Below are 21,681 nucleotides of genomic sequence, written 5' to 3'. Positions count from 1 at the left end.
CTTACGGCGGATCAGGAGCCGTGCTGCCCGGCACCGGCGACCTGCTCCAGTCGGTCGTCGATGTCGAAGTAGCGGGGCAGCGGACGGCGGGCGTGCAGACCGAGCAGCCGGGGCATCCGCTGACCGCGCAGCGCACAGGTGTCGCGCACCGCGTCGTTGTAGAAGCGGCGGGCCAGTCCCACGCGCGTGGCGGTGCCCTCCAGGTCGGTCTGCAGCGCCGCGGGCACCCCGGGCAGGTCGGCCGGCAGCTCGCGCAGCTCCCGGCCCAGGGCGTTCTCCGACAGCTCCCGGTCGCCGTCGAGGGGTTGCGCGCGTCGACCGCGAAGGCGGCGAGGTAGGCGGCCCGGTCCTCCCCACGGCGGCGGGGTAGGTGCGGGCCAGCTCCTCGGCGAGCCCGGCCCGCCGTTGCAGCTGCGTGTCCAGCGCGGTCCACGCGCGGGCCACCCGGGCCTCGAGCCGGCTGAGCCGGCTGAGCGTCCAGGCCACCCAGGCGGTCAGGAACAGCGCGAGGACGCCGCCGAGCAGCAACCAGGCGTCGGGCGTCACGGGGCATCAGGCTAGCGGGACGCCCGTCGCCGTAGGGACGTCCGCACCTGCTTGCGTGCGGGCGGCACCCCGGGAAGTCGTCGTCCTCGGCGGCCAGGACGACGCCGCCGTCGGGCGGCACGACCATCTCGTACACAGCCAGGATGCGGCGGGCGAGGACCTGCCAGTCGTAGGCGGCGGCCGCGCCGGGCCCTCCGGTCGAGAGTGCGGCCAGGCGGTCAGGATCTGCGAGGAGGTCGCAGAGGGCGCGGCCCAGCGCGGCGGCGTCGCCCCGACGCACCAGCACCCCGGCCACGCCGTCCTCGAGCACGCGGGCGAACGCGTCGAGATCGCTGGCGACGATGGGAGCACCCGCGGCGAGGGCCTCGATGAGGATGACGCCGAAGGACTCGCCCAGCAGGTTCGGGGCGCAGTACACGTCGACCGAGCGCAGGAACGCCGCCTTGTCGGTCTCGGAGACCTCGCCGAGCAGGGTGATGTGCGGCCGGAGGTCGTTCCCGACCAGCTGCCACAGATCGTCGGCATCGCCCCGGCCGGCGATCAGGAGGCGGGCTCCGGGGTGCTCCCGGACGACGGTCCGCAGGGCCTCGAGCAGGACGGGCAGCCCCTTCCGCGGCTCCAGGTAGCGGCCGATGAAGCCGATGGTCGGACCGTCGACCCCTCGGCAGAACCCGGGCAGCGGCGGTCCTCGCCGAAGGCGTCCACGTGCACGCCGTTGGGGATGATCACCGCGTCCCCGCCGAGGTGCTCGACCTGCACGCGCCGGGCGAAGTCGGAGACCGCGATCCGGCCGCTGATCCGCTCGAGCCACGGTCGCGCCCACGGGCCGACGACGGCCAGCCACTTCGACCGCGTCGTCGCCGCGTGAAAGGTGGCCACGACGGGACCCTGCGCGATCATGCAGACCAGCAGGGACACCGACGGCGAGGCCGGCTCGTGCACGTGGACGACGTCGAAGTGCCCGTCGCGCAGCCAGCGGCGCACCCGGGCAGCCGACACCGGGCCGAACTGCATGCTCGCCATCGAGCCGTTGTAGGGAACCGGCACGGTGCGGCCGGCGAAGGTCGCATACGGCGGCAGCGTGTCCTCGCGCTCGGCGGGGGTCAGGACCTCGACGTGGTGGCCCAGGCCGAGCAGGGTCTCGGCCAGGTCGCGCACGTGGTACTGGACCCCGCCGGGCACGTCCCAGCGGTAGGGGCAGACGATGCCGATGCGCATCAGCGGCCGGCCGGCGTCGAAGCCGGGCCGGGCAGGTCCGGCGGCACGTCGGTCCAGATCCGGCCCAGCATGTGCCAGTCCTCCGGCCGGTCGGCGATGGAGGCGGCGAACGAGTCGGCGACGGACTGCATGGCAGCTGTCACCCGGTCCTTCAGCCGCCCGGGACCGGCGACGGGCACCTCGGGCGAGAACACCAGCCGCCAGCCGCGCTCGGTGAACTGGCAGACGGTCGGGACCATCGCCGCGCCGGTCTGCGCGGCGAGCAGCGCCGCGCCGCCGGGCAGGGTCGCGGCGCGGCCGAAGAACTCGACCGGGACGCCGCCGGTACCGAGGTTCCGGTCGACCAGCAGGCAGGTGGCACCGCCCTCGCCCAGCCACTCCCTGAGCACCTCCGTGCTGGGCCGGGGGCCGCCGGTCAGCGGCACCACCCGGAAGCCCAGGGACTCCCGGAAGGCCACGAACCGCTCGTAGAGCGACTCGGGCTCGAGCCGCTCCGCGACGGTCATGAACGGACCGCCGAGCCAGTCGATGAACCAGACCCCGGCGGCGTCCCAGTTGCCGCTGTGCGGCAGGGCCATGATCACCGGACGCCCGCCGGCGCGGGCCTTCTCCAGGTGCTCGAGGCCGACGACCTCGGTGCCGGCGACGATGCGCTCGCTGCTCAACGCCGGCAGCCGGAACGCCTCCTGCCAGTAGCGCGCATAGGAGCGCACGGCCCGGGTGGTGAGGGAGGCCAGTTCGGGCTCGCTCAGCCGCCCGCCGGTGACCACACGGAGGTTGGCCCGCAGCTGGCGGGTGCCCTTGCCGTCCCGGCGGGCCGCCCAGCGGCCGGCCCGGTCGAAGAGCCCGCGGGCCACCGGCTCGGGCAGGAGCCGGACGGCGTGCCAACCGGCCGCGAAGCCGGCGTCGGTCAGCCGTGCCGCGAGTCCCCGTTCACGGCGCCGGCGGGGCCGGTGGGACAGGGAGTGGCCGGTCGGCAGCGGCACGGCGGACGGCGAGGAAGCGCTGGGCCACCGTGACCGCGCTGCCGGCCAGCAGGACCCACAGCGCCACGTGCACCGCGTATGGGATGCCGAGCCCGGTGAATCCGGCGCCGACCAGCACCAGGATCAGCCGCTCGGTGCGCTCGACCACGCCGACGTCGCAGGAGAGCCCCACGCCCTCGGCCCGCGCCTTGATGTAGGAGGTGAGGATCCCGAGCACGAGGCAGACGAGCGCGAGCAGGACCAGGAGCCGGTTGTCGCCGTCCCCGGAGTACCACCAGACCAGCGCGCCGAAGATCGCCGCGTCGGCCGCGCGGTCACCGGTGGAGTCGAGGACCGCGCCCCAGACCGAGCCACCGCCGCGGGCGCGGGCCAGCGCGCCGTCGAGCATGTCGAGCAGCACGAAGACGGTGACGGCGAACGAGCCCCAGAAGAGCCACCCGTTCCCGATCAGGACGACCGCGGACGCGACCGCGCCGACGGTTCCGGTGATCGTCACCATGTCCGGGGTCACGCCGACGCGCGCGAGCCGCGCGACGACCGGCGCCCAGAAGCGGGCGACGGCGGGCCGGGCGTTGCTGCCGAGCACCTCAGCCTCCCCGAACCGCGACGGCGTGCTCGATCCACGCGCCGGCGAGGAGCGCCCGCGTCTCCTTGAGCACCTGGGGCAGCACCCGCGTCAGCCCGATGACCGGCATGAAGTTGGTGTCGCCGCCCCAGCGCGGCACGGCGTGCTGGTGCAGGTGGTCAGCGATGCCGGCACCGGCCACCGAGCCCTGGTTCATGCCGATGTTGAAGCCGTGTGCCCCGCTGACCGTCCGCACCGTGCGCATCGCCGTCTGGGTGAAGGCACCGAGTTCGGCGACCTCCTCGTCGGTGAGATCGGTGTAGTCGGGCACGTGGCGGTACGGGACCAGCATCAGGTGCCCGGCGTTGTACGGGTAGAGGTTGAGGACGGCGAACACCGTCGTCCCCGGGCCACGATCAGTCCCTCCTCGTCGTCCATGGTGGGGATGACGCAGAACGGGCAGTCGTGGGCACCGGTCGGCTTGCCCTCGCCGCGGATGTAGGCCATCCGGTAGGGCGTCCAGAGGTGCTCGAAGGCAGCGCCCGGCCCGTCGTCGCTCATCCGGAGGACTCCCCGAGGGATCGAGGTTGGAGCGGGAGGCGACCCACGCGGCGACCTGCTCGACCGCCTCGTCGACCGGGACGCCGTTGCGCTGGCTGCCGTCGCGGTAGCGGAAGGAGACCGCCGATGCCTCCGCGTCGGTGGCGCCGGCGATGAGCACGAAGGGGATCTTCTGCTTGCTCGCGGTGCGGATCTTCTTCTGCATCCGGTCGTCGGAGTCGTCGATCTCCACCCGGATCCCGCGCTGCTTCAGCTTCAGGGCGACGTCGGCCAGGTAGGGCACCTGCTCGTCGGTGATCGGGATGCCGACCACCTGCACCGGTGCCAGCCACGCCGGGAAGGCGCCCGCGTAGTGCTCGGTGAGGACGCCGAAGAACCGCTCGATCGACCCGAACTTCGCGGAGTGGATCATCACCGGCTGCTGCCGTCCACCGTCGGCCGAGGTGTACTCCAGGCCGAACCGGGCGGGCTGGTTGAAGTCGTACTGGATCGTCGACATCTGCCAGGTGCGGCCGATGGCGTCACGGGCCTGCACGGAGATCTTCGGGCCGTAGTAGGCCGCACCGCCCGGATCCGGCACCAGTTCCAGGCCGGTCTCCTTCGCGGCGTCCTCGAGGACGGCGGTGGCGACCGCCCACTCCTGCTCCGACCCGATGAACTTTGCCCACTTCTCCGGGTCGTCCCCCGGGTCGACAGCTCCAGGTAGTAGTCGTCGAGCCCGAAGTCGCTCAGCAGGCCCAGCACGAAGGCCAGCAGGTGCCGGATCTCCCCGGAGCCTGCTCGGGGGTGACGTAGCTGTGCGAGTCGTCCTGGGCGAAGCCGCGCACCCGGGTCAGGCCGTGCACGACGCCGGACTGCTCGTAGCGGTAGACCGAGCCGAACTCGAACAGCCGCAGCGGCAGCTCCCGGTAGGACCGCCCGCGCGACCGGAAGATCAGGTTGTGCATCGGGCAGTTCATGGCCTTGAGGTAGTAGGTCGCGTTGTCCAGGTCCATGCCCGGGAACATGGTCTCCTCGTAGTACGGGAGGTGACCGGAGGTCTCGAACAGCCCGCTCTTGCTGATGTGCGGGGTGCCGACGTAGTCGAAGCCCTCCTCCAGGTGCCGGCGGCGGACGTAGTCCTCCATCTCCCGCTTGATCACCCCGCCCTTGGGGTGGAAGACGGGGAGCCCCGAGCCGATCTCGTCCGGGAAGCTGAAGAGGTCCAGCTCGACGCCGAGCCGGCGGTGGTCGCGGCGCTCGGCCTCGGCCAAATGCTCCAGGTACGCCTTGTGCGCGTCCTTGCTCTCCCAGGCGGTGCCGTAGATGCGCTGCAGCTGCGGGTTCTTCTCGCTGCCGCGCCAGTAGGCGGCGGCGCTGCGGGTGAGGCTGAACGCCGGGATGGTGCTGGTGCGCGGCAGGTGCGGCCCGCGGCAGAGGTCGGTCCAGACCAGATCACCGGTGCGCGGGTCGAGGTTGTCGTACATGGTCAGCTGTGCGCCGCCCACCTCGACGGAGGCGCCCTCGGTGTCGTCCGCGCCGCCCTTCAGGCCGATCAGCTCGAGCTTGTACGGCTCGTGCGCGAGCTCCGCCTGGGCGTCGGCGTCGCTGATCTCCCGCCGGGAGAAGTTCTGCCCGGCGCGGACGATCTCGGTCATCTTCTTCTCGAGGGCGGTGAGGTCCTCGGGGGTGAACGGCCGCTCGGGGTCGAAGTCGTAGTAGAAGCCGTTCTCGACGGGCGGGCCGATGCCCAGCTTCGTGCCCGGGAAGAGCTCCTGCACCGCCTGCGCCAGCACGTGGGCGGCCGAGTGCCGGATGACGGCGCGCCCGTCGGCGCTGGCGGCCGGGACCGGCTCCACGTCGGTGTCCGCCTCGGGCACCCAGGCGAGGTCCTCGAGGTCACCGGAGGTGACGTCGCGGACGACGACGGCGCCGTCGGGGCCCTTGAGCGGGATCCCGGCGTCCTTCAGTGCCTGCATCGCCGTCGTCCCGGCCGGCACCCGGATCGGGGGTACGGCGGTCGGCGAGGGCGGGGTCGACACAAGAACTCCAGGAGGCTCGGTGAAACAGGCCTCCCGAGCCTAGTGCGCGACGACCTCGAGGCCCGCCGCGACGCCGCCCCGACGCCCGAGCACGTCCTCGACGCGGTCGAAGGTCTCCGGGTCCGCCGGCACGACGGTCACCGCGTCGGAGCCGACCTCGATGGCCAGCGGCACCGCCTCCGCCGTCGTCACGGCGAACCGGCCGTCCTCGCCACGGGTGAAGGTGAAGCGGGCCAGCACCGAGTCCTCCGTCGGGTAGCCGCGGGTCGCGTGCTCCGCGACGTGGTTGCCGAGCCCGTAGGCCACCCACTCCCCGCGACCGCCTCGATCGGCTGGACGACGTGGGCGTGGTGGCCGAGCACGAGGTCGACGTCCGGGGAGGCGAGCAACGCCGTCGCCGCGTCGACCTGGTCGTCGGTCGGGTCGTGCCGGTACTCCACGCAGCAGTGCAGGCTCGCGACGACGACCTCGGCTCCCGCCGTCCGCGCCCGGGAGGCCGCCGCGAGCACGCCGTCGACGTCGGGTGCCGGCGCCACGTCCACCGACCACTCCCGCCCCGTGGGCAGCGGCACCCCGTTGAGGCCGAACGTGCCTGCCACGAGCCCGACGGTGACCCCGCCGGCATCGACCAGCGTCGGCTCCAGGGACTCCGCCTCGCTGCGGTAGGTGCCGGCGTGCGCGATCCCGGCGGCGTCGAGGGTGTCCAGCGTCCGGACCAGGCCGGCGGTCCCGTCGTCCAGGGAGTGGTTCGACGCGGTCGTGCAGGCGTCGTACCCCGCGCCGACGAGCGCGTCGACGATCTCGGGCTGCACGGCGAAGCTCGGGTAGCCGCGGTACGGGCCGCCGCGCGGCGCGACCGGTGTCTCCAGGTGGCAGATCGCCAGGTCGGCGGCCTCGATGAGCGGGGCCACCGGCGCGAAGACCGCGGAGAAGTCGTAGGAGCCGTCGGGCTGCTCCGCACCGGCCGTCAGCGCCCGGTCCTGGTGGACGAGCACGTCCCCGGTGGCCACGAGGGTGAAGCTCTCGGGCGGCGGGGGCGAGGACGACGGCGCGGACGACACCGGAGCAGCGACCGGGCCCGCGGAGCAGCCGGCTGCGAGGAGCGCCAGGGCGATGGCCCATGCCCGGGTGCGTCCCACGCCGCGACGTTAGAGGAGGACGACCGCGTCGCCGCTGCGCACCACGCCGGGGGTGACCACGTCGGCGTAGACGCCCAGGCAGTGCTTCGGCGTACGGGTCAGCCGCAGGACGGCCGCGCCGACCCGGACGTCTCGACCGACCCAGGTGCGCTCGTCGCCATCGACGTCGCCGTCGAGGCCGAGCAGCAGGTTGGCGCGCGGATCGTCGGCCGAACACCCTGCGGGCACGTCGCCTCCGGCGGCACGGTCGACCGCCTGCCGCGACACCAGGTGGACCGGCGCCACCCCGGCTGCGGAGGCGACGGCTCGAGGTGCACCGGCCGCCCGACCGTCGCCGAGAGCGACGCGGCGTCGGCGGTGTCCGGCGACAGCCTCGCCAGCCCCGGTGCCTCCTTGGCGCGGATCGGCGCGCCGTCGTCGGCCACCACGCTCGCGGCCCGGTCGCCGGACACGCCGCCGGAACCCACCTCGGCGCTGGTCACCAGCCTGCCAGCCAAGGATTTCACCGGGTAGACCCAGATCTCCTCGACCCGTCCCACCGGCCGCTCCGTCATCACCCCTGGACGGTACCGGCGGTGCTCGGTACGGAGCCGTACCACGGAGCGGCCGGAATCCATGACGGCGCGTGACGAATCACAGGGCTTCGGCGCACCGTCATCACGCACGGTGCATCCGGGACCGCCATGGCCGCCTCCTCCTCGCAACCCTGCACCGTCGACACGGCCGGCGCCCGCCGTCCATTGGCAGAGAGGTTGGAGAACATGCACAGGACGACCGGAACCCGGGCGGCCCGCCGCCTGGCACTGGGCGGCGCGTCGCTCGCGCTGGCGGCCACGATGGTCGCCTGCGGATCGGACGACTCCGGCGGCGAGGACACCCAGACCGCCGCGGAGACCAGCGCGGCGGAGGCCGCCGATCCCGCGCAGTTCTGCGAGGCCGCGGTCGAGGTGGAGGCCGCCTTCGGGATGGGGCCGGACGTCGACTTCGAGACGGCGACCCCCGAGGAGATGCAGGCCGCGCTCGAGGAGTTCGGCGGGCGCGTGGAGCCGCTGCTCAGCCGCGTCGAGGAGACCGCGCCCGACGAGATCGCCGACGACGTGGAGACCGCCGCCTCGCTCGCCCGGGAGGCCATGTCCAGCGGCGACACCGCGGCGCTGGACGGCCCGGAGTTCCAGGAGGCCGACGCCGCGATGGACGAGTACATGCTCGCCGAGTGCGGCTACGAGCAGCTCGAGGCCACCGGCGTCGACTACGAGTACGAGGGCATCCCCGACAGCATCGAGGCCGGCACGGTCGCGGTCACCTTCCACAACGAGGGCGAGGAGCTGCACGAGATCGGCCTGGCGCGGATCAACGACGACGTGACCATGCCGGTCGAGGAGCTGCTGATGCTCCCCGAGGAGGAGGCCATGAGCATGGTCACCTTCACCGGTGCGGCCTTCGCCGAACCGGGAGCGTCGGACACCACCTTCCTGCAGCTCGAGCCGGGCCGGTATGCCGCGGTGTGCTTCGTGCCCGAAGGGACGACCCACGAGCACGAGGGTGAGGGGCCGCCGCACTTCACCCTCGGGATGATGGCGGAGTTCACCGCCGAGTGACCCCGTTCCAGGGTCCGGGTGCGACCCGGCGCCAGTTCCTGGGGCTGACCGCCGCCGCGGGGCTCGCGCTGGTCACCGGCTGCTCGGGCCGCCAGCCGTCGACCGCAGGCCCCTCCTCCGCGGGGGCCTGCGGCTGACGGCCGCGCCGATGCGGATGGACCTGGCCGGCCACGCGGTGCCGACCTGGGGCTACGGCACGGTCCCGGGACCGGAGATCCGGCTCCGGGCCGGGGACACGCTGCGCGTGCAGCTCCAGAACGAGCTGACCGAGGACACCACCGTGCACTGGCACGGGCTGGCGCCGCCGAACGGGATGGACGGCGTCCCCGGGATCACCCAGGACCCGGTGGCGCCGGGCGAGGGCTTCACCTACGAGTTCGAGACACCGATCCCCGGCTCCTTCATGTACCACGCGCACGTCGGCATGCAGCTGGACCGCGGGCTGTACGGCCCGCTGATCGTGGAGCCGCGGACCGAGGAACTCGCCTACGACCGCGAGTACACCCTCATGCTCGACGACTGGCGCGACGGCATCGACGCCCACGCGGCGCACACCCCCACGGCCGAGGAGCCGGCGGAGACGGATGCGGACCCGGGTGACGACGTCTCCTTCGGCGGTCGGGCCTATCCCCTCCTCCTGGTGAACGGCCGCCCGCCCGAGGACCCCGCCGTACTGGAGGCACGGCCCGGCGACCGGGTGCGGCTGCGGGTCATGAACATCGCGGCCGACACCGGCTTCCGGTTCGCGGTCGCCGGGCACCGGCTGACGGTCACCCACACCGACGGGATGCCGGTGGAGCCGACCACCGTCGACGCGCTGCGGCTCGGGATGGGTGAGCGGTACGACGTCCTCGTCGACGCGGCGCCGTCCGGCGGGGTGTGGCAGATCGGCGTGCAGCCGGAGGGCCGGGACGGCTGGGGACGCGCCCTGCTGCGCTGCACGGGCAGCGACGCCACCCCGCCCCACCGGTCGCGGACCGGCCGGCCGAGCTGACCGGACAGCTGCTGGCCTACGACACGCTGCTGGCGCGCGAGCCGCTGGCCCTCCCGGACGGGGCCCCGGACCGCCGGTACGACCTGGTCCTGTCGGGCACGGAGATCGGCGGACAGAGCTATCCCGACGCCGACCCGCTGCCGGTCGCCGAGGGCGAGTGGGTGCGGTTCACGATGCGCAACACCAGCGCCAAGTGGCACCCGATGCACCTGCACGGCCACCACTTCCAGGTGCTGACGACGATTGGACGTGGGCCGGTCAAAGACACCGTCACCGTGCCCGCGCGGGGCGGCGAGGTGACCTTCGACTTCCTCGCGACGAACCCGGGGCGGTGGCTGTTCCACTGCCACAACCACCACCACATGGAGGACGGGATGGTCCGGCTGGTCGAGTACGGACGGCGCTGATCGAACAGAGCGGAAGGCCCGGTCCGCAGCGCGGGCCGGGCCTTCTCCGGGTGGGCGATACTGGGTTCGAACCAGTGACCTCTTCGGTGTGAACGAAGCGCTCTACCACTGAGCCAATCGCCCGGTGCGGCCTTCCGGCCGCGCGATGTGATTGTGCCAGAAGCTCACCGCCAGAGCGGCACCCACCCCGGCATCCAGTCCGGCACCCCCATCACGTGCAGGGTGACGACGAGGACGGCGTAGACGAACACCGCCGTGGCCGCGCCGATGAGCAGCCGCACCCACAGCGGCTGCGCCGTCATCCAGTCGGTCCAGCGCTTGACCCGCCTCTTGGTGAACTCGAGCAGCCGCTCGGCCCACGTGAACTCCGAGGCCAGCACGAACAGGCCGGCGATGACGGTGAGCCAGCCGGGTCCGGGCAGCGGGATCGTGGCCAGGCCGAAGGCCACGATCAGCCCACCCACGATGCCCACGCCTACTCGGTAGCTGTGGTTGAGGGTGCGCCGGGCGGCGATGCGTTGCCGCCAGCGGGTGTCCGCCACCCGCTCGCGCAGGCTGTTCACCTCGTCGGAGTCGTAGCGGTCCCGCCGCTCCTGGGAGCTCTCCCGGTGCGCGGTCTCCGGCGGTGCCGCCGTCCCGTACTCGCTCAGCTGGTCACCTGCCCGGTCGCCACGATCTCCGTCGGTCCGGACGGAGCCTCCTGACCGGGCTCGAGGCTGATGGCGTACTGCGCGAAGTCGTCGATACCGGTCGGCTGGGAGCCTACGGTTCGGAGCTCGATCTGTGACCGCTCCACGTCGAAGGTTCCGAGAGGTTTCGCACCGTCGCTCCCCACGCCCCAGACGACGTACGTCGTGCTCGCGGCGGCGTTGACCGACAGGCCGTGGGTGACCACCTGGATCCCGTCCTCGCGCGGCACCACCGTGGCGACCGGTCGCCCGTCCGCTCCGAGCGGATCGAGCACGACCCGGTCCGGGTCCACCAGCGCGTCGACGACGTCCTGCTGCTGGGCGACGGTGGAGCTCAGCTCGGCGCGCTCCGACCGGAGCCCGACGTTCCACAGGCCCAGGCCGAGGACGGCAGCGACACCGGCCGCCACGAGGGCCAGGGACAGTGCCCGGCGTCGGGACGGGGCGGCCCGCGGTGCGGGCACGGGTGTGGCCGCCGGCGGCCCGGCGCCGTGGGCCGGTGCACCTGCTCGGTCGCCTCCACAGCGGTCCGCAGCCGGGTCCGGAGGCCCTCCGACGGCTCGGCCTGCGGGAGGTCAGCGGCCATCTCGCCCATCACCCCGGTGGTCTCCGCGACGGTCTCCGCGCAGCGGGCGCACCCGCTCAGGTGCCGGGTGAAGTCGGCCTCGTCCTCGGGCTCGAGCGCGTGCAGCGCCCAGCCCACGGCCAGCTCGTCGAACCGGGCATGGTCGGCGTTCATCGCTGCGACCCTCGGCCGACGAGGCGCCGCCCAGGGCACCGCTCGAGGCCGGCCCGCCGAGTTCCTGCTTGAGCCGGCGCATGCCGGCCAGCATGCGGGTCTTGACGGTGCCGAGCGGGGTTCCGGTGAGTGCGGCGACCTCCCGCTGCGTGTAGCCGCCGTAGTAGGCCAGCGTGAGCGCCTCGCGCTGGGGCTGGGAGAGGGCGGCCATCGCCGTCCGCACGTGTTCGCCGACCAACCGCGACCAGGCGTCGTCCTCGACGTCGCGCGTCGCCATGGGCGCGTCCAGCACCATCTCGTCCTCCGCCTGCGCCTGCCGCCGACGCTGGGACTCCTCGCGCCGGACGGCGTCGACCGCCTTGTGGTGCACCACCGCGAGGAGCCAGGACGCCACGCTCCCCGCCCTCGATCGAATGCCGCCGGGTCGCGCCACACGCTCAGGAACACCTCCTGGAGCACGTCCTCGGCGAGCGCGTCGTCGGCCAGGATCCGCCGGGCCAGGGAGTACGCCGGGCGACGGAAGCGCTCGTAGAGGTCGTCGATGGCGGTGCGGTCGCCGGCCCGAATGCGGCGCATGATCTCCGCATCCCCCGAGGCGTCGTCGGGACGGCGCACCGGGGAGGTCACGACTCCCATAATCACACGCATCATTCGGCGACTCCCGCCCCAGCGGTTCATTCCTGGCCTGTCCGGCGGTTCACCGGGCGCCGGTCCGGGCATGTCGGGGGCGACAGCAGCTCGGCCTGCCCCGCCCGTGTGACGGATGTGAAGGAAGTGCAATGCCACGTCACTTCGAGAACCGACGGTCGTTGACCTGACATGCGCAGCGGTTGGACCCCGGGTACACGTCCCCCATCACCCTCCAGCTGGTCGGTCCGCAGTCGTGGACCGAGGTACCGGCTCTGCTCTGCTACGACGCAGCCGACCCGTTCGCCGTCCGGATCGCCTTCGGTGACGTGGGCGACGAGAACGGCGTGGTCGACCTCGACGACGGAGGCATCGCCTGGCTGCTGAGCCGCGAGCTGCTCCAGGCGGGGCTCGACGCCCCCGCGGGCGACGGCGACGTCCGGCTGTGGCCGGCGCACGCGGCGACCGATGTGCTGTTCCTGCACCTGCGCGCCCCTCCGGGGAGGCGCTGTTCGAGCTGTCCCGGGCCACCGTGGCGGCCTTCCTCCGGCACACCGAGGCCCTCGTGCCTTCCGGGACGGAGAGCGAACTGCTCGACCTCGACGACGAGCTTCACGTGCTCCTCTCCAACGGCGGAGCGGATCCCTCGGGCCGCTGACCTGCGGGTTCGACCTCGACGCCGCCTCCAGCCGGGGCGTCGGGACCCCCTGCTTGGACGGCTCGGAGGGGTCGGTTAGAGTTCTCCACGCAACGCGGATGTGGCTCAGTGGTAGAGCATCACCTTGCCAAGGTGAGGGTCGCGGGTTCGAATCCCGTCATCCGCTCGGAACCTCGGGCGCTGGTCGAGAGACTGGCGCCCGCGTGCGGTGGAGTGGCCGAGAGGCGAGGCAACGGCCTGCAAAGCCGTCTACACGGGTTCAAATCCCGTCTCCACCTCGTCTCCTCTGCGGAGCACGAGCGCGGAGGAGGGTCCGGTCGCGAGGCCGGAACGGGCGATTGGCGCAGCGGTAGCGCGCTTCCCTGACACGGAAGAGGTCACTGGTTCGATCCCAGTATCGCCCACAACCGAGCCCCAGGCAGCCGACGCGGCAGCCTGGGACTCTTTCGTCGCGGTGACCCAGCGGACGTTGCGGAACTCGTCGTCGGTGGCGTCACCCTCGCCGGCGACCTCGTCGTAGAGGCAGAACTGCAGGTAGCCGACGCCCTCGGCCAGCGGCTCCTCGACGTTCGACGTCGGCTCTCCGGACCCCCAGACCGGCTCCAGCTGGTCGACCTCGAACCGGTCGACGTGGGTCCTGCCGTCACAGGTGACGGCGTTGCGGTGGCTGTCCGACCAGGCGGCCGAGATGCTGCTGCTGCCCTCGTCGGCGAGTGCGGGGTCGGCGGTGCGGTCCGCCGTCTGCTCGACCGCGACCCGGAGATGGGTCTCGCCGGTGCAGCGGTAACGCGCCTGCACCGTGGCACGCGTCGGGTCCGTCGGATCGAGCAGCACCGTTGGCGATGACCTGGCTGGAGCTCGCGGTCGACGGAACGGCCGAGGCCGTCGTGGGAAGGGCGACGGAGGCGGACGGGACGGCGCGCGGGAGAGCTCCGAACAGGGTCGTGCGCGTCACGTTCTCCTCCTCGGTACTGGCCGACTCCTGCGCCGACCGAGCGTCCACGCTGCGGTTCGGGGAGGGAGTGTCACCAGTACCGCTGCCCGGACACGTGTCGCACGCTGGGCCGTACGCGGGATCCGCCGGGCGCTGACCGTCAGCGCTCGTCGCGCCGCCGGTGCGACCGCCACCACGACAGGGCGATCATCACCTCGAGAGCGGCGACCACGGCGAACAGTCCGTGCACGGCCGGATCGAGGTCGCCGTACAGGAACAGCAGGGCGGCGATCCCGACCGGGACGACCACCAGCGCGACCCAGGTGCCGGCCTGCGCCCGGCGGACCTCCGGCGCCTCGGCGGACTGCGGGCGGGTCATCCGGTCGCCGGCACGACGCGCTCGGCCCAGAACCGGTCGACCTGCTCGGCGAGTTCCTCCGGGGTCCCGCTGTTGTCGAGGACGACGTCGGCCACCGCGCGGCGCTGCTCGTCCGTCGCCTGCGCCGACATGCGCGCCCGGGCGTCCTCGGCCCCGAGGCCCCGCTGGACGAGCCGGCCGATCCGGATGGCGGCATCGGCCTCCACGACCAGGACCAGGTCGTAGGACGACGCCTGGCCGGTCTCGACCAGGAGCGGCACGTCGTGCACGACGACGGCGTCCGACGGGACCGCCGCGGCGAGCTCGATCGCCCGTGCCCGCACCAGCGGGTGCACGATCCCGTCCAGCCGCTGCCGCGCCTCGGGGTCGGCGAACACGATCGAGGCGAGCGCCGGACGGTCGAGGAGCCGTCCTCGGCGAGCACCTGCTCGCCGAACGCCGCGGCGACCGCGGCGAGCCCTGGCGTGCCGGGTTCGAGCACCTCGCGGGCGATCCGGTCGGAGTCGACGATCACCGCGCCCCGCTCGGCGAGCAGGGCGGAGACGGTGCTCTTGCCCGACCCGATCCCCCGGTCAGTCCGATGCGCAGCACGAGTGGACAGTAGTTGCCCGGCTGCGGGCACCCCCGGCCGCAAGGTCACGGCCGGATAACACCCGTCCGTCCCGTCCGGCGCGTCGCACCAGTCACACGCGTCACGCGCATAACGTCCGCCTCGGCGATCTTCCCCCGCCGAGAGAGGCAGGACCCGACATGTCCCGTACCACCGTTGACGCATCCCCTCGACGCGCGCCGCCCGCCGCCAGGGCGCCGGCCGTCACCGCCTGGGCTCGACCACCGGGGTCCGCTGCGCCGACATCCCCGCCGTTCGCGAGCGCATGCAGTTCCAGCGCCCGGTCCCCAGCCGCGGCACCTTCCTCCAGTGGCTCTTCCAGGCGCCGCCCGCCGGTCGGCACACCTGGACGTTCCTCGCCGGGAACGGCGGCCGCCCGCGCACCGCGTTCGCGATCATCCTCAGCCTGTAGAGAAACACCCCGTTCCCCCGCCACTCGCAAGCTCGCGGCGGGGCCCTGAACGGGGCCGGGCCCGTGGACGGACGTCCACGGGCCCTGTGGCGCGCCTGCCCGCGGGGCGGAACCACGGAGGCCCAGAACCGCATGGGTTCTGGGCCTCCGTGGTTCAGGCGTTGCTACTCACTCACCGCCGGCGAGCTTGGCCCGCAACGCGGCCAGGGCCTCGTCGCTGGCCAGCGTGCCGCCACCGGCCGACGACGCCGGCGCGTCCGGGCCGGCAGCGTCGTCGCTGGAGTAGCTGCCACCGGCAGCTGCCTCGGCGTCGGCCTCCTTGGCCGCGGCGATCTGCTTGCGGTGCGCCTCGAAGCGGGCCTGGGCCTCGGCGTACTGCCGCTCCCACTCCTCCCGCTGCGTGTCGAAGCCCTCGCGCCACTCGCCCGTGTCGGCGTCGAAGCCCTCGGGGTAGAGGTAGTTGCCCTCGGCGTCGTAGGACGCGGCCATGCCGTAGGCGGCCGGGTCGAACTGCTCCTCGTCGCCGACGACACCCTCGTTGGCCTGCTTGAGGGACAGCGAGATGCGACGGCGGTCCAGGTCGATGTCGATGACCTTGACCAGGATCTCGTCGCCCACCTGCACGACCTGCTCGGGGATCTCCACGTGGCGCTCGGCCAGCTCGGAGATGTGCACCAGGCCCTCGATGCCCTCGTCGACGCGGACGAACGCACCGAAGGGAACGAGCTTGGTGACCTTGCCCGGGACGACCTGACCGATCTGGTGCGTGCGGGCGAACTGACGCCACGGGTCCTCCTGCGTCGCCTTCAGCGACAGGGAGACCCGCTCGCGGTCGAGGTCGACGTCGAGCACCTCGACGGTGACCTCCTGGCCGACCTCGACGACCTCGGACGGGTGGTCGATGTGCTTCCAGGACAGCTCCGAGACGTGCACCAGGCCGTCGACGCCGCCGAGGTCCACGAACGCACCGAAGTTGACGATCGAGGAGACGACGCCCGTACGGACCTGACCCTTGGCGAGCTTGTTGAGGAACTCGCTGCGGACCTCGGACTGGGTCTGCTCCAGCCACTGGCGACGGGAGAGGACGACGTTGTTGCGGTTCTTGTCGAGCTCGATGATCTTCGCCTCGAGCTCGCGGCCCACGTACGGCTGCAGGTCGCGGACGCGGCGCATCTCGACCAGCGAGGCGGGGAGGAACCCGCGCAGGCCGATGTCGAGGATGAGGCCACCCTTGACGACCTCGATGACGGTGCCGGTGACGACCTCGTCGGCTTCCTTCTTGGCTTCGATCGTGCCCCAGGCGCGCTCGTACTGTGCGCGCTTCTTGGAGAGGATCAGCCGCCCTTCCTTGTCCTCCTTCTGGAGGACCAGGGCTTCCACCTCGTCGCCGACGCTGACGACCTCGTTGGGGTCGACGTCGTGCTTGATGGAGAGCTCGCGCGAGGGGATGACGCCCTCGGTCTTGTAGCCGATGTCCAGCAGCACCTCGTCCCGGTCGACCTTGACGATGACGCCCTCGACGATGTCGCCATCGTTGAAGTACTTGATCGTCTGGTCGATCGCCGCGAGGAAGTCCTCGGCGGAACCGATGTCGTTGATGGCGACCTGGGGAGTGCTGGAAGGACGGACCTGAGTGGAGGTCATGTGGTTGGTTGCTCCGGACGGTTTATGCGTAGGGACAGGACGACCCGCGGCCACACGGCCACGGGGGTGATCAGCGGGGAGAACCGGCGCGGGCCTTCCCTGTGGGGAAGAGCACGACAGACCTCTGGCGCATTCCCCATGGTACGGACGACGAGACCCTCGGGTCCACCTGGGTCCACGCTCGACGGGCACTCCCCGCGTGTCACGATCGGCGCGTCATGAGCGAGCTCCCGTCGTCCCTCCCGCTGGGCAGCGACGGCTATCCGGCCGCAGGCGGCGTCGCCCGCAGGCCCGCCGGCGCCGCGGAGTCCGCACGGGCCAACCGCCGGTGGTGGGACGCGGCAGCCCCGGCGTACCTGGCCGAGCACGGCGGGGACCTCGGGGACGCCGACTTCCTGTGGTGCCCGGAGGGGCTGCGGGAGGCCGAGGCGCATCTGCTCGGCGAGGTCGCCGGTCGCCGGGTGCTGGAGATCGGGTGCGGTTCGGCGCCCTGCTCCCGCTGGCTGCGCACGGCCGGTGCCGACGTCGTCGCGCTGGACCTGTCCGCCGGCATGCTGGCCCGGGCCGCAGAGCTGAACCGCGCCACCGGCATCGACGTCCCGCTGCTGCAGGCCGACGCCGGCGCGCTGCCCGTCGCCGCCGACACCGTGGACGTCGTCTGCTCGGCCTTCGGTGGGCTGCCCTTCGTCGCCGACGTCGAGGGTGCGCTGCGCGAGGTCGCCCGGGTGCTGCGTCCGGGAGGGCGGTTCGTCGCGTCGGTCAACCACCCGATGCGCTGGCCCTTCCCCGACTCCCCGACCCCGACGACCTCCGGGTCGTGTCCTCCTACTTCGACCGGACGCCCTACGTGGAGACCGACGGACACGGGATGACCGTGTACGTCGAGCACCACCGGACGGTCGGCGACTGGGTGCGCGCCGTGGTCGGCGCGGGGCTGGTGCTCGAGGACCTGGTCGAGCCGGAGTGGACGCCCGGCCGGACGCAGGAGTGGGGCCAGTGGTCCCCGGAACGTGGAGTCCTCGTCCCCGGCACACTGATCCTGTGCACCCGATGCCCGAGGTGAGGCGGTCAGCCCCCGGCGATCGGAGGTGAGCCCCGCCGCACCCAGAGCTCGTGGGCGCCGGCGGAGAACGCCGCCGCCAGCGGTACGAACAGCAGCGCACCGGCGATACCCCACAGCAGGCCACCGGTCGTCACCGCAGCGAGCACGGTCACCGCGTTGATCGGCAGCCGCTTCCGCATGACCCACGGCTCGACGACGGAGTTCCCGATCTGCTGGACGACGACGACGAGAGCCACGACGAGCGCCGCGGTGGTGAGCCCGCCCGAGCCGTAGGCCACCACCACTGCCACGGCCCCGGCGACGAAGGCGCCGAGCGTGGGGATGTAGGACGCGAGGAACTGCAACGCGGCGAGGGTCAGCGCCAGCGGCACCCCGAGCAGCACGAGGCCCAGCCCGATGCCCACCGCATCGAAGAGGGCCACGATGGTCAGGCCCCGCACGTAGCCGCCCGCCGTCCGCCACGCCGCCCGGCCGGCGACGTCGACGTCCTCGCGGAGCGGCCCGCCGAACTTGCCGAGGAGCCACTGCCACATCGCCGATCCGCTGGCCAGGAACAGGAAGGCGAAGGCGAGCGTCAGGAAGCCTCCGACCACCACCTCCCCGCGGTGGCGAGGCCCTGCAGCACGCTCCCCGCCGAGCCGCCCGAGCCGCCCCCGGAGCCCGAGCCGCTCCACGGCGGTTGGACGCCGAATTTCTCGGACAGGTCGGACGTGACCTGCTGGAGCTGCTCGCGCAGCTGCGGCAACTGGTCGGCGATGCGCACACCGAGCCCTACGGCAGCGCCGGCCAGCACGGCGAGCAGCAGCAGGACGGCGGCACCCGCGGACAACCACCGCGGGAGCCCCTGCCGTCGGCCCAGCGGACCCACGGATGGGCGACGCCGGCGAGCAGCAACCCGACGGACAGGGCCACCAGCAGAGTCGTCAGTTTCACGGCGACGACCGCGAGGAGCCAGACGAGTGCGGCCAGGACGAGCAGCCGGCCGCCGACCGCTGCCGCGCGGACCAGCCAGGCCGGCGCGGCGGGATCGGGCCGGGACGAGGACTCTGCCTGTGTCATCCCCGCAGGAGATGTCCCTGTGGGAACCGCATGACACATCGATCGTGCAGCGGCCGCTGGTGCGGTCAGTGCGCGGCGTCGTCCCAGGTCCGGCCGAAGCCCACCGAGACCTCCAGGGCGACCGAGAGGTCCGCCGCGCCGGCCATCTCGCGACGCACCAGCTCTTCGAGCTTCTCCTTCTCCCCGGCGCCACCTCGAGCACGAGCTCGTCGTGGACCTGCAACAGCATCCGGGAGCTGAGCCCCGCGGCGGCGATCGCCTTCTCCACGTCGAGCATCGCCACCTTGATGACGTCCGCGGCCGAGCCCTGGATCGGCGCGTTGAGCGCCATCCGCTCGGCCATCTCGCGACGCTGCCGGTTGTCGCTGGTGAGGTCGGGCAGGTAGCGGCGGCGCCCGAGGGTCGTCTCGGTGTAGCCGGTCATGCGCGCCTCGTCGACGACGCCGTCGAGGTAGTCACGGATGCCGCCGAAGCGCTCGAAGTAGGCGTGCATCTGGCCGCGCGCCTCTTCCGGTGTGATGCGCAGCTGCTGGGCCAGGCCATAGGCGGACAGCCCGTAGGCGAGGCCGTAGCTCATCGCCTTGATCCGGCGGCGCATCTCCGGGTCGACGTCCTCGATCGGGATGTCGAACGCCCGCGAGGCGACGAAGGAGTGCAGGTCCTCCCCGGACGTGAACGCCTCGATGAGGCCCTCGTCGCCGGAGAGGTGGGCCATGATCCGCATCTCGATCTGGCTGTAGTCCGCCGTCATCAGGGACTCGTAGCCCTGCCCGACCACGAAGGCCTGGCGGATCCGCCGGCCCTCGGCGGTGCGGATCGGGATGTTCTGCAGGTTCGGGTCGGTCGAGGAGAGCCGGCCGGTCGCCGCGATGGTCTGCTGGTACGTGGTGTGGATGCGGCCGGCGTCGTCGACCATCGGGATCAGCCCGTCGATGACCGTGCGCAGCCGCGTGACGTCGCGGTGCCGGAGCAGGTGCTCGAGGAACGGATGACCGGTCGTCGCCAGCAACGACGTCAGCGCCTCGGCGTCGGTCGTGTACCCGGTCTTGTTCTTCTTCGTCTTGGGCAGGCCCAGTTCGTCGAAGAGCACCGCCTGCAGCTGCTTGGGCGAGCCGAGGTTCACCTCGCGGCCGATGACGGCGTAGCACTCGGCCGCGGCGGCGGCGACGCCCTCGGCGAACTCCTTCTGCAGGTCGTGCAGGAAGTCCGAGTCGGCGGCGATGCCGCGGTACTCCATGGCGGCGAGCACCCGGGTGAGCGGGAGCTCGATGCCGCCGAGGAGGGCGTCGCCGCCGCGCTGGCCGAGGACGGTCTCGAGCGCGTCGGAGAGGTCGTTGACGGCGACGGCCTTGAGGACGTCGGCGTGCGCGGCCTCCTTCGCGACGTCGTCCTCCGTCGGGCCGAGGCCGTCCAGGGTGAGCTGCCCCTCGGGCTCGACCGCGTCCTTGAGCTCTCGCCGCAGGTATCGGACGGCGAGGTCGCCCAGGTCGAAGGACCGCTGGCCGGGCGCCGCCAGGTAGGCGGCCAGGGCGGTGTCGCTGATGACCCCGTCGAGCTCCCAGCCGCGCGCCCAGATGGCGAGCAGCGGGCCCTTGACCTCGTGCACGACCTTGAGCGCGGAGGCGTCGGCCAGCCACGCGGCCAGCGCCTGCTCGTCGGCCGGGTCGAGGTCGGGGCCGACGTCGACGAAGGTGGCGTGGTCGTTGCCCGCGGCCAGCGCCAGGCCGGTCAGCTCCCCGCTCCCCGGCCCCACGTGCCGCGGAAGATGACGCCGGTCCGTCCGGTGGGGGCGTTGGCCTGCAGCCAGTCCCCCAGGCCCCCGGCAGCCACCTCGTCCTCGACGACGTCGAAGCCCCCTCCACCTCCGGCTCCGCGCTGGTGAGGGTGGAGAACAGCCGGTCGCGCAGGACGCGGAACTGCAGGTTGTCGAAGAGGGTGTGCACCTCGTTGCGGTCCCATGGCTGGACGGCGAGGTCGGCCGGGCCGAGGTCGAGGGCACGGCCCGGTCGAGCTCGGTGAGCCGACGGTTCTGCAGCACGGAGGAGAGGTGCTCGCGCAGCTTCTCCCCCACCTTGCCCTTGACGGTGTCGACCTGGTCGACGAGCGCGTCGAGGAGCCGTACTCGCGGACCCACTTCGCCGCCGTCTTCTCCCCCACGCTCGGGATGCTCGGCAGGTTGTCGCTCGGGTCACCCCGCAGAGCCGCGAAGTCGGGGTACTGGGCCGGGGTGAGCCCGTACTTCGTCTCGACCTCCTCCGGGGTGAAGCGGGTCATGTCCGAGACGCCCTTGCGCGGGTAGAGCACCGTGACGTGCTCGTTGACCAGCTGGAGCGCGTCCCGGTCGCCGGTCCCGATCAGCACGTCCATGCCCTGCTCGACGGCCTGGACGGTGAGCGTGGCGATGACGTCGTCCGCCTCGTAGTTCTCGGCGGTGATCACCGGCACGTGCAGGGCGGCCAGCACCTCCTGCACGAGGCTGACCTGCCCCCGGAAGTCGGTGGGGCTCTCGGACCGGTTGGCCTTGTACTCGGCGAAGATCTCGCTCCGGAACGTCTTGCGGCCCACGTCGAAGGCGACGGCGAGGTGCGTCGGCTTCTCGTCGCGCAGGATGTTGATCAGCATCGACGTGAAGCCGTAGACGGCGTTGGTCGGCTGCCCTGTCGTCGTGGAGAAGTTCTCGACCGGCAGCGCGAAGAAGGCGCGGTAGGCCAGCGAGTGGCCGTCGAGGAGCAGCAGCCGCGGCCGAGCACCGGGGTCGGAGGCGGCGGCGGCGGCGGACGAGGCGAGGGTGGAGCCGGGTGCGGACATCGGAGCCGATCCTATGTGCGGGTA

Annotated in this window: 25 protein-coding genes, 4 tRNA genes and 3 pseudogenes; 11 read left to right on the top strand and 21 right to left on the bottom strand. The window is 72.5% G+C overall.

Annotated elements, in window-relative coordinates:
• Window position 1: 1 nt before the first annotated feature.
• From U6N30_RS12185 to U6N30_RS12140, 10 genes and pseudogenes are all read right to left on the bottom strand, one after another.
• Window positions 2–1,141 (bottom strand): glycosyltransferase family 4 protein, encoded by a 1,140-nt coding sequence (locus U6N30_RS12185; protein ID WP_324278267.1) that lies wholly within the window; start codon window positions 1,139–1,141, stop codon window positions 2–4.
• On the bottom strand, window positions 1,087–1,764 hold the full coding sequence (locus U6N30_RS12180; RefSeq protein ID WP_324277491.1) for a glycosyltransferase family 4 protein: 678 nt from the start codon (window positions 1,762–1,764) through the stop codon (window positions 1,087–1,089). Before U6N30_RS12180 ends, U6N30_RS12185 begins: the two co-directional genes overlap by 55 nt.
• Window positions 1,764–2,750, bottom strand: coding sequence for a phosphatidylinositol mannoside acyltransferase (locus U6N30_RS12175; protein WP_324277490.1), 987 nt, complete (start codon window positions 2,748–2,750; stop codon window positions 1,764–1,766). The genes U6N30_RS12180 and U6N30_RS12175 overlap by 1 nt, the downstream gene beginning before the upstream one ends.
• On the bottom strand, window positions 2,698–3,336 hold the full coding sequence (gene pgsA, locus U6N30_RS12170; RefSeq protein WP_324277489.1) for a phosphatidylinositol phosphate synthase: 639 nt from the start codon (window positions 3,334–3,336) through the stop codon (window positions 2,698–2,700). The genes U6N30_RS12175 and pgsA overlap by 53 nt, the downstream gene beginning before the upstream one ends.
• A gap of 1 nt (window position 3,337) precedes the next feature.
• Entirely contained in the window at window positions 3,338–4,456 is a 1,119-nt protein-coding gene (locus tag U6N30_RS12165) for a His/Gly/Thr/Pro-type tRNA ligase C-terminal domain-containing protein (protein ID WP_324277488.1), read from the bottom strand.
• Window positions 4,457–4,604: 148 nt separating this feature from the next.
• On the bottom strand, window positions 4,605–5,897 hold the full coding sequence (locus U6N30_RS12160; RefSeq protein ID WP_324277487.1) for a threonine--tRNA ligase: 1,293 nt from the start codon (window positions 5,895–5,897) through the stop codon (window positions 4,605–4,607).
• Window positions 5,898–5,936: 39 nt separating this feature from the next.
• The gene (locus tag U6N30_RS12155) at window positions 5,937–6,137 is read right to left on the bottom strand and encodes a hypothetical protein (protein ID WP_324277486.1); all 201 of its coding nucleotides are present in this window, start codon (window positions 6,135–6,137) and stop codon (window positions 5,937–5,939) included.
• Window positions 6,086–7,036, bottom strand: coding sequence for a CapA family protein (locus U6N30_RS12150; protein WP_324277485.1), 951 nt, complete (start codon window positions 7,034–7,036; stop codon window positions 6,086–6,088). The genes U6N30_RS12155 and U6N30_RS12150 overlap by 52 nt, the downstream gene beginning before the upstream one ends.
• A gap of 9 nt (window positions 7,037–7,045) precedes the next feature.
• Window positions 7,046–7,303, bottom strand: a complete 258-nt coding sequence (locus tag U6N30_RS12145) for a hypothetical protein (protein WP_324278677.1) — start codon at window positions 7,301–7,303, stop codon at window positions 7,046–7,048.
• Window positions 7,304–7,425: 122 nt separating this feature from the next.
• Window positions 7,426–7,590, bottom strand: a pseudogene (locus tag U6N30_RS12140) (MOSC N-terminal beta barrel domain-containing protein); the annotation flags it as partial.
• A gap of 207 nt (window positions 7,591–7,797) precedes the next feature.
• Between U6N30_RS12140 and U6N30_RS12135 the strand changes: the two are divergent.
• Genes U6N30_RS12135 through U6N30_RS12125 form a run of 4 tightly spaced genes read left to right on the top strand, consistent with a single transcriptional unit; the run spans window position 7,798 to window position 10,035 of the window.
• Window positions 7,798–8,634, top strand: coding sequence for a hypothetical protein (locus U6N30_RS12135; protein ID WP_324277484.1), 837 nt, complete (start codon window positions 7,798–7,800; stop codon window positions 8,632–8,634).
• On the top strand, window positions 8,631–8,771 hold the full coding sequence (locus tag U6N30_RS33810; protein ID WP_422678066.1) for a twin-arginine translocation signal domain-containing protein: 141 nt from the start codon (window positions 8,631–8,633) through the stop codon (window positions 8,769–8,771). The genes U6N30_RS12135 and U6N30_RS33810 overlap by 4 nt, the downstream gene beginning before the upstream one ends.
• 11 nt (window positions 8,772–8,782) lie before the next feature.
• Window positions 8,783–9,628 carry a multicopper oxidase family protein gene (locus U6N30_RS12130; RefSeq protein WP_324277483.1) on the top strand — a complete coding sequence of 282 codons (846 nt, stop codon included), beginning with the start codon at window positions 8,783–8,785 and terminating at the stop codon, window positions 9,626–9,628.
• Window positions 9,514–10,035: a multicopper oxidase domain-containing protein gene (locus tag U6N30_RS12125; RefSeq protein ID WP_324277482.1), complete on the top strand. Its 522-nt coding sequence runs from the start codon at window positions 9,514–9,516 to the stop codon at window positions 10,033–10,035. Before U6N30_RS12130 ends, U6N30_RS12125 begins: the two co-directional genes overlap by 115 nt.
• A gap of 51 nt (window positions 10,036–10,086) precedes the next feature.
• Here U6N30_RS12125 and U6N30_RS12120 read toward each other — a convergent pair.
• The 5 genes and pseudogenes from U6N30_RS12120 to U6N30_RS12100 all read right to left on the bottom strand — a co-directional run.
• Window positions 10,087–10,158: transfer RNA gene (locus U6N30_RS12120), tRNA-Val, on the bottom strand.
• Window positions 10,159–10,199: 41 nt separating this feature from the next.
• The gene (locus U6N30_RS12115; protein ID WP_324277481.1) at window positions 10,200–10,598 is read right to left on the bottom strand and encodes a TIGR02611 family protein; all 399 of its coding nucleotides are present in this window, start codon (window positions 10,596–10,598) and stop codon (window positions 10,200–10,202) included.
• 83 nt (window positions 10,599–10,681) lie between these two features.
• The gene (locus U6N30_RS12110; RefSeq protein ID WP_324277480.1) at window positions 10,682–11,188 is read right to left on the bottom strand and encodes an anti-sigma factor; all 507 of its coding nucleotides are present in this window, start codon (window positions 11,186–11,188) and stop codon (window positions 10,682–10,684) included.
• Between the two features lie 111 nt (window positions 11,189–11,299).
• Window positions 11,300–11,857 carry a sigma-70 family RNA polymerase sigma factor gene (locus tag U6N30_RS12105; RefSeq protein ID WP_324277479.1) on the bottom strand — a complete coding sequence of 186 codons (558 nt, stop codon included), beginning with the start codon at window positions 11,855–11,857 and terminating at the stop codon, window positions 11,300–11,302.
• A 62-nt stretch (window positions 11,858–11,919) separates the two neighbouring features.
• Window positions 11,920–12,039 (bottom strand): annotated as a pseudogene (locus tag U6N30_RS12100) (RNA polymerase subunit sigma-24); the annotation flags it as partial.
• Between the two features lie 254 nt (window positions 12,040–12,293).
• Here U6N30_RS12100 and U6N30_RS12095 point away from each other — a divergent pair.
• From U6N30_RS12095 to U6N30_RS12080, 4 genes are all read left to right on the top strand, one after another.
• Entirely contained in the window at window positions 12,294–12,827 is a 534-nt protein-coding gene (locus tag U6N30_RS12095; RefSeq protein WP_324277478.1) for an SsgA family sporulation/cell division regulator, read from the top strand.
• 15 nt (window positions 12,828–12,842) lie between these two features.
• Window positions 12,843–12,914: transfer RNA gene (locus U6N30_RS12090), tRNA-Gly, on the top strand.
• A gap of 41 nt (window positions 12,915–12,955) precedes the next feature.
• Window positions 12,956–13,026: transfer RNA gene (locus U6N30_RS12085), tRNA-Cys, on the top strand.
• A gap of 54 nt (window positions 13,027–13,080) precedes the next feature.
• Window positions 13,081–13,152 (top strand) — tRNA-Val (locus tag U6N30_RS12080).
• A 690-nt stretch (window positions 13,153–13,842) separates the two neighbouring features.
• On the opposite strand, the gene U6N30_RS12075 is transcribed toward U6N30_RS12080, so the two are convergent.
• Window positions 13,843–14,061 carry a hypothetical protein gene (locus tag U6N30_RS12075; RefSeq protein ID WP_324277477.1) on the bottom strand — a complete coding sequence of 73 codons (219 nt, stop codon included), beginning with the start codon at window positions 14,059–14,061 and terminating at the stop codon, window positions 13,843–13,845.
• Window positions 14,058–14,836 (bottom strand): annotated as a pseudogene (coaE, locus tag U6N30_RS12070) (dephospho-CoA kinase). The gene U6N30_RS12075 and the pseudogene coaE overlap by 4 nt, the downstream one beginning before the upstream one ends.
• Window positions 14,837–14,936: 100 nt before the next feature.
• Here coaE and U6N30_RS12065 point away from each other — a divergent pair.
• A complete protein-coding gene (locus U6N30_RS12065) occupies window positions 14,937–15,083 on the top strand; it encodes a hypothetical protein (protein ID WP_324277476.1) in 147 nt (48 codons plus the stop codon).
• Between the two features lie 168 nt (window positions 15,084–15,251).
• On the opposite strand, the gene rpsA is transcribed toward U6N30_RS12065, so the two are convergent.
• Window positions 15,252–16,727 carry a 30S ribosomal protein S1 gene (rpsA, locus tag U6N30_RS12060; RefSeq protein WP_324277475.1) on the bottom strand — a complete coding sequence of 492 codons (1,476 nt, stop codon included), beginning with the start codon at window positions 16,725–16,727 and terminating at the stop codon, window positions 15,252–15,254.
• 218 nt (window positions 16,728–16,945) lie between these two features.
• On the opposite strand from rpsA, the gene U6N30_RS12055 reads away from it, so the two are divergent.
• Together U6N30_RS12055 and U6N30_RS12050 are read left to right on the top strand one after the other, a co-directional pair.
• Window positions 16,946–17,599 (top strand): class I SAM-dependent methyltransferase, encoded by a 654-nt coding sequence (locus U6N30_RS12055; RefSeq protein WP_324277474.1) that lies wholly within the window; start codon window positions 16,946–16,948, stop codon window positions 17,597–17,599.
• Window positions 17,596–17,790, top strand: coding sequence for a hypothetical protein (locus U6N30_RS12050; protein WP_324277473.1), 195 nt, complete (start codon window positions 17,596–17,598; stop codon window positions 17,788–17,790). The genes U6N30_RS12055 and U6N30_RS12050 overlap by 4 nt, the downstream gene beginning before the upstream one ends.
• A 5-nt stretch (window positions 17,791–17,795) precedes the next feature.
• Here U6N30_RS12050 and U6N30_RS12045 read toward each other — a convergent pair whose 3' ends face one another.
• From U6N30_RS12045 to U6N30_RS12035, 3 genes are read right to left on the bottom strand one after another with little or no spacing between them, the layout of a single operon-like run.
• Window positions 17,796–18,383 (bottom strand): AI-2E family transporter, encoded by a 588-nt coding sequence (locus U6N30_RS12045; RefSeq protein WP_324277472.1) that lies wholly within the window; start codon window positions 18,381–18,383, stop codon window positions 17,796–17,798.
• Window positions 18,365–20,602, bottom strand: coding sequence for a DNA polymerase (locus U6N30_RS12040; protein ID WP_324277471.1), 2,238 nt, complete (start codon window positions 20,600–20,602; stop codon window positions 18,365–18,367). The genes U6N30_RS12045 and U6N30_RS12040 overlap by 19 nt, the downstream gene beginning before the upstream one ends.
• The gene (locus tag U6N30_RS12035; RefSeq protein WP_324277470.1) at window positions 20,578–21,657 is read right to left on the bottom strand and encodes a 5'-3' exonuclease; all 1,080 of its coding nucleotides are present in this window, start codon (window positions 21,655–21,657) and stop codon (window positions 20,578–20,580) included. Before U6N30_RS12035 ends, U6N30_RS12040 begins: the two co-directional genes overlap by 25 nt.
• Window positions 21,658–21,681 lie beyond the last annotated feature (24 nt).

The sequence above is a fragment of the Blastococcus brunescens genome (genome assembly GCF_035320885.1).
Lineage (GTDB): Bacteria > Actinomycetota > Actinomycetes > Mycobacteriales > Geodermatophilaceae > Blastococcus_B > Blastococcus_B brunescens.
This window is presented reverse-complemented; position numbering and strand designations above follow the sequence as displayed.

Excerpts from the sequence above, each read along its gene's own strand:
- U6N30_RS12075 (WP_324277477.1), bottom strand. The coding sequence starts at position 14,061 with ATGACCCGCCCGCAGTCCGCCGAGGCGCCGGAGGTCCGCCGGGCGCAG.
- U6N30_RS12135 (WP_324277484.1), top strand. The coding sequence starts at position 7,798 with ATGCACAGGACGACCGGAACCCGGGCGGCCCGCCGCCTGGCACTGGGC.
- U6N30_RS12130 (WP_324277483.1), top strand. The coding sequence starts at position 8,783 with ATGCGGATGGACCTGGCCGGCCACGCGGTGCCGACCTGGGGCTACGGC.
- U6N30_RS12180 (WP_324277491.1), bottom strand. The coding sequence starts at position 1,764 with ATGCGCATCGGCATCGTCTGCCCCTACCGCTGGGACGTGCCCGGCGGG.
- U6N30_RS12035 (WP_324277470.1), bottom strand. The coding sequence starts at position 21,657 with ATGTCCGCACCCGGCTCCACCCTCGCCTCGTCCGCCGCCGCCGCCGCC.
- U6N30_RS12050 (WP_324277473.1), top strand. The coding sequence starts at position 17,596 with ATGACCGTGTACGTCGAGCACCACCGGACGGTCGGCGACTGGGTGCGC.
- U6N30_RS12065 (WP_324277476.1), top strand. The coding sequence starts at position 14,937 with ATGCAGTTCCAGCGCCCGGTCCCCAGCCGCGGCACCTTCCTCCAGTGG.
- rpsA (WP_324277475.1), bottom strand. The coding sequence starts at position 16,727 with ATGACCTCCACTCAGGTCCGTCCTTCCAGCACTCCCCAGGTCGCCATC.
- U6N30_RS12055 (WP_324277474.1), top strand. The coding sequence starts at position 16,946 with ATGAGCGAGCTCCCGTCGTCCCTCCCGCTGGGCAGCGACGGCTATCCG.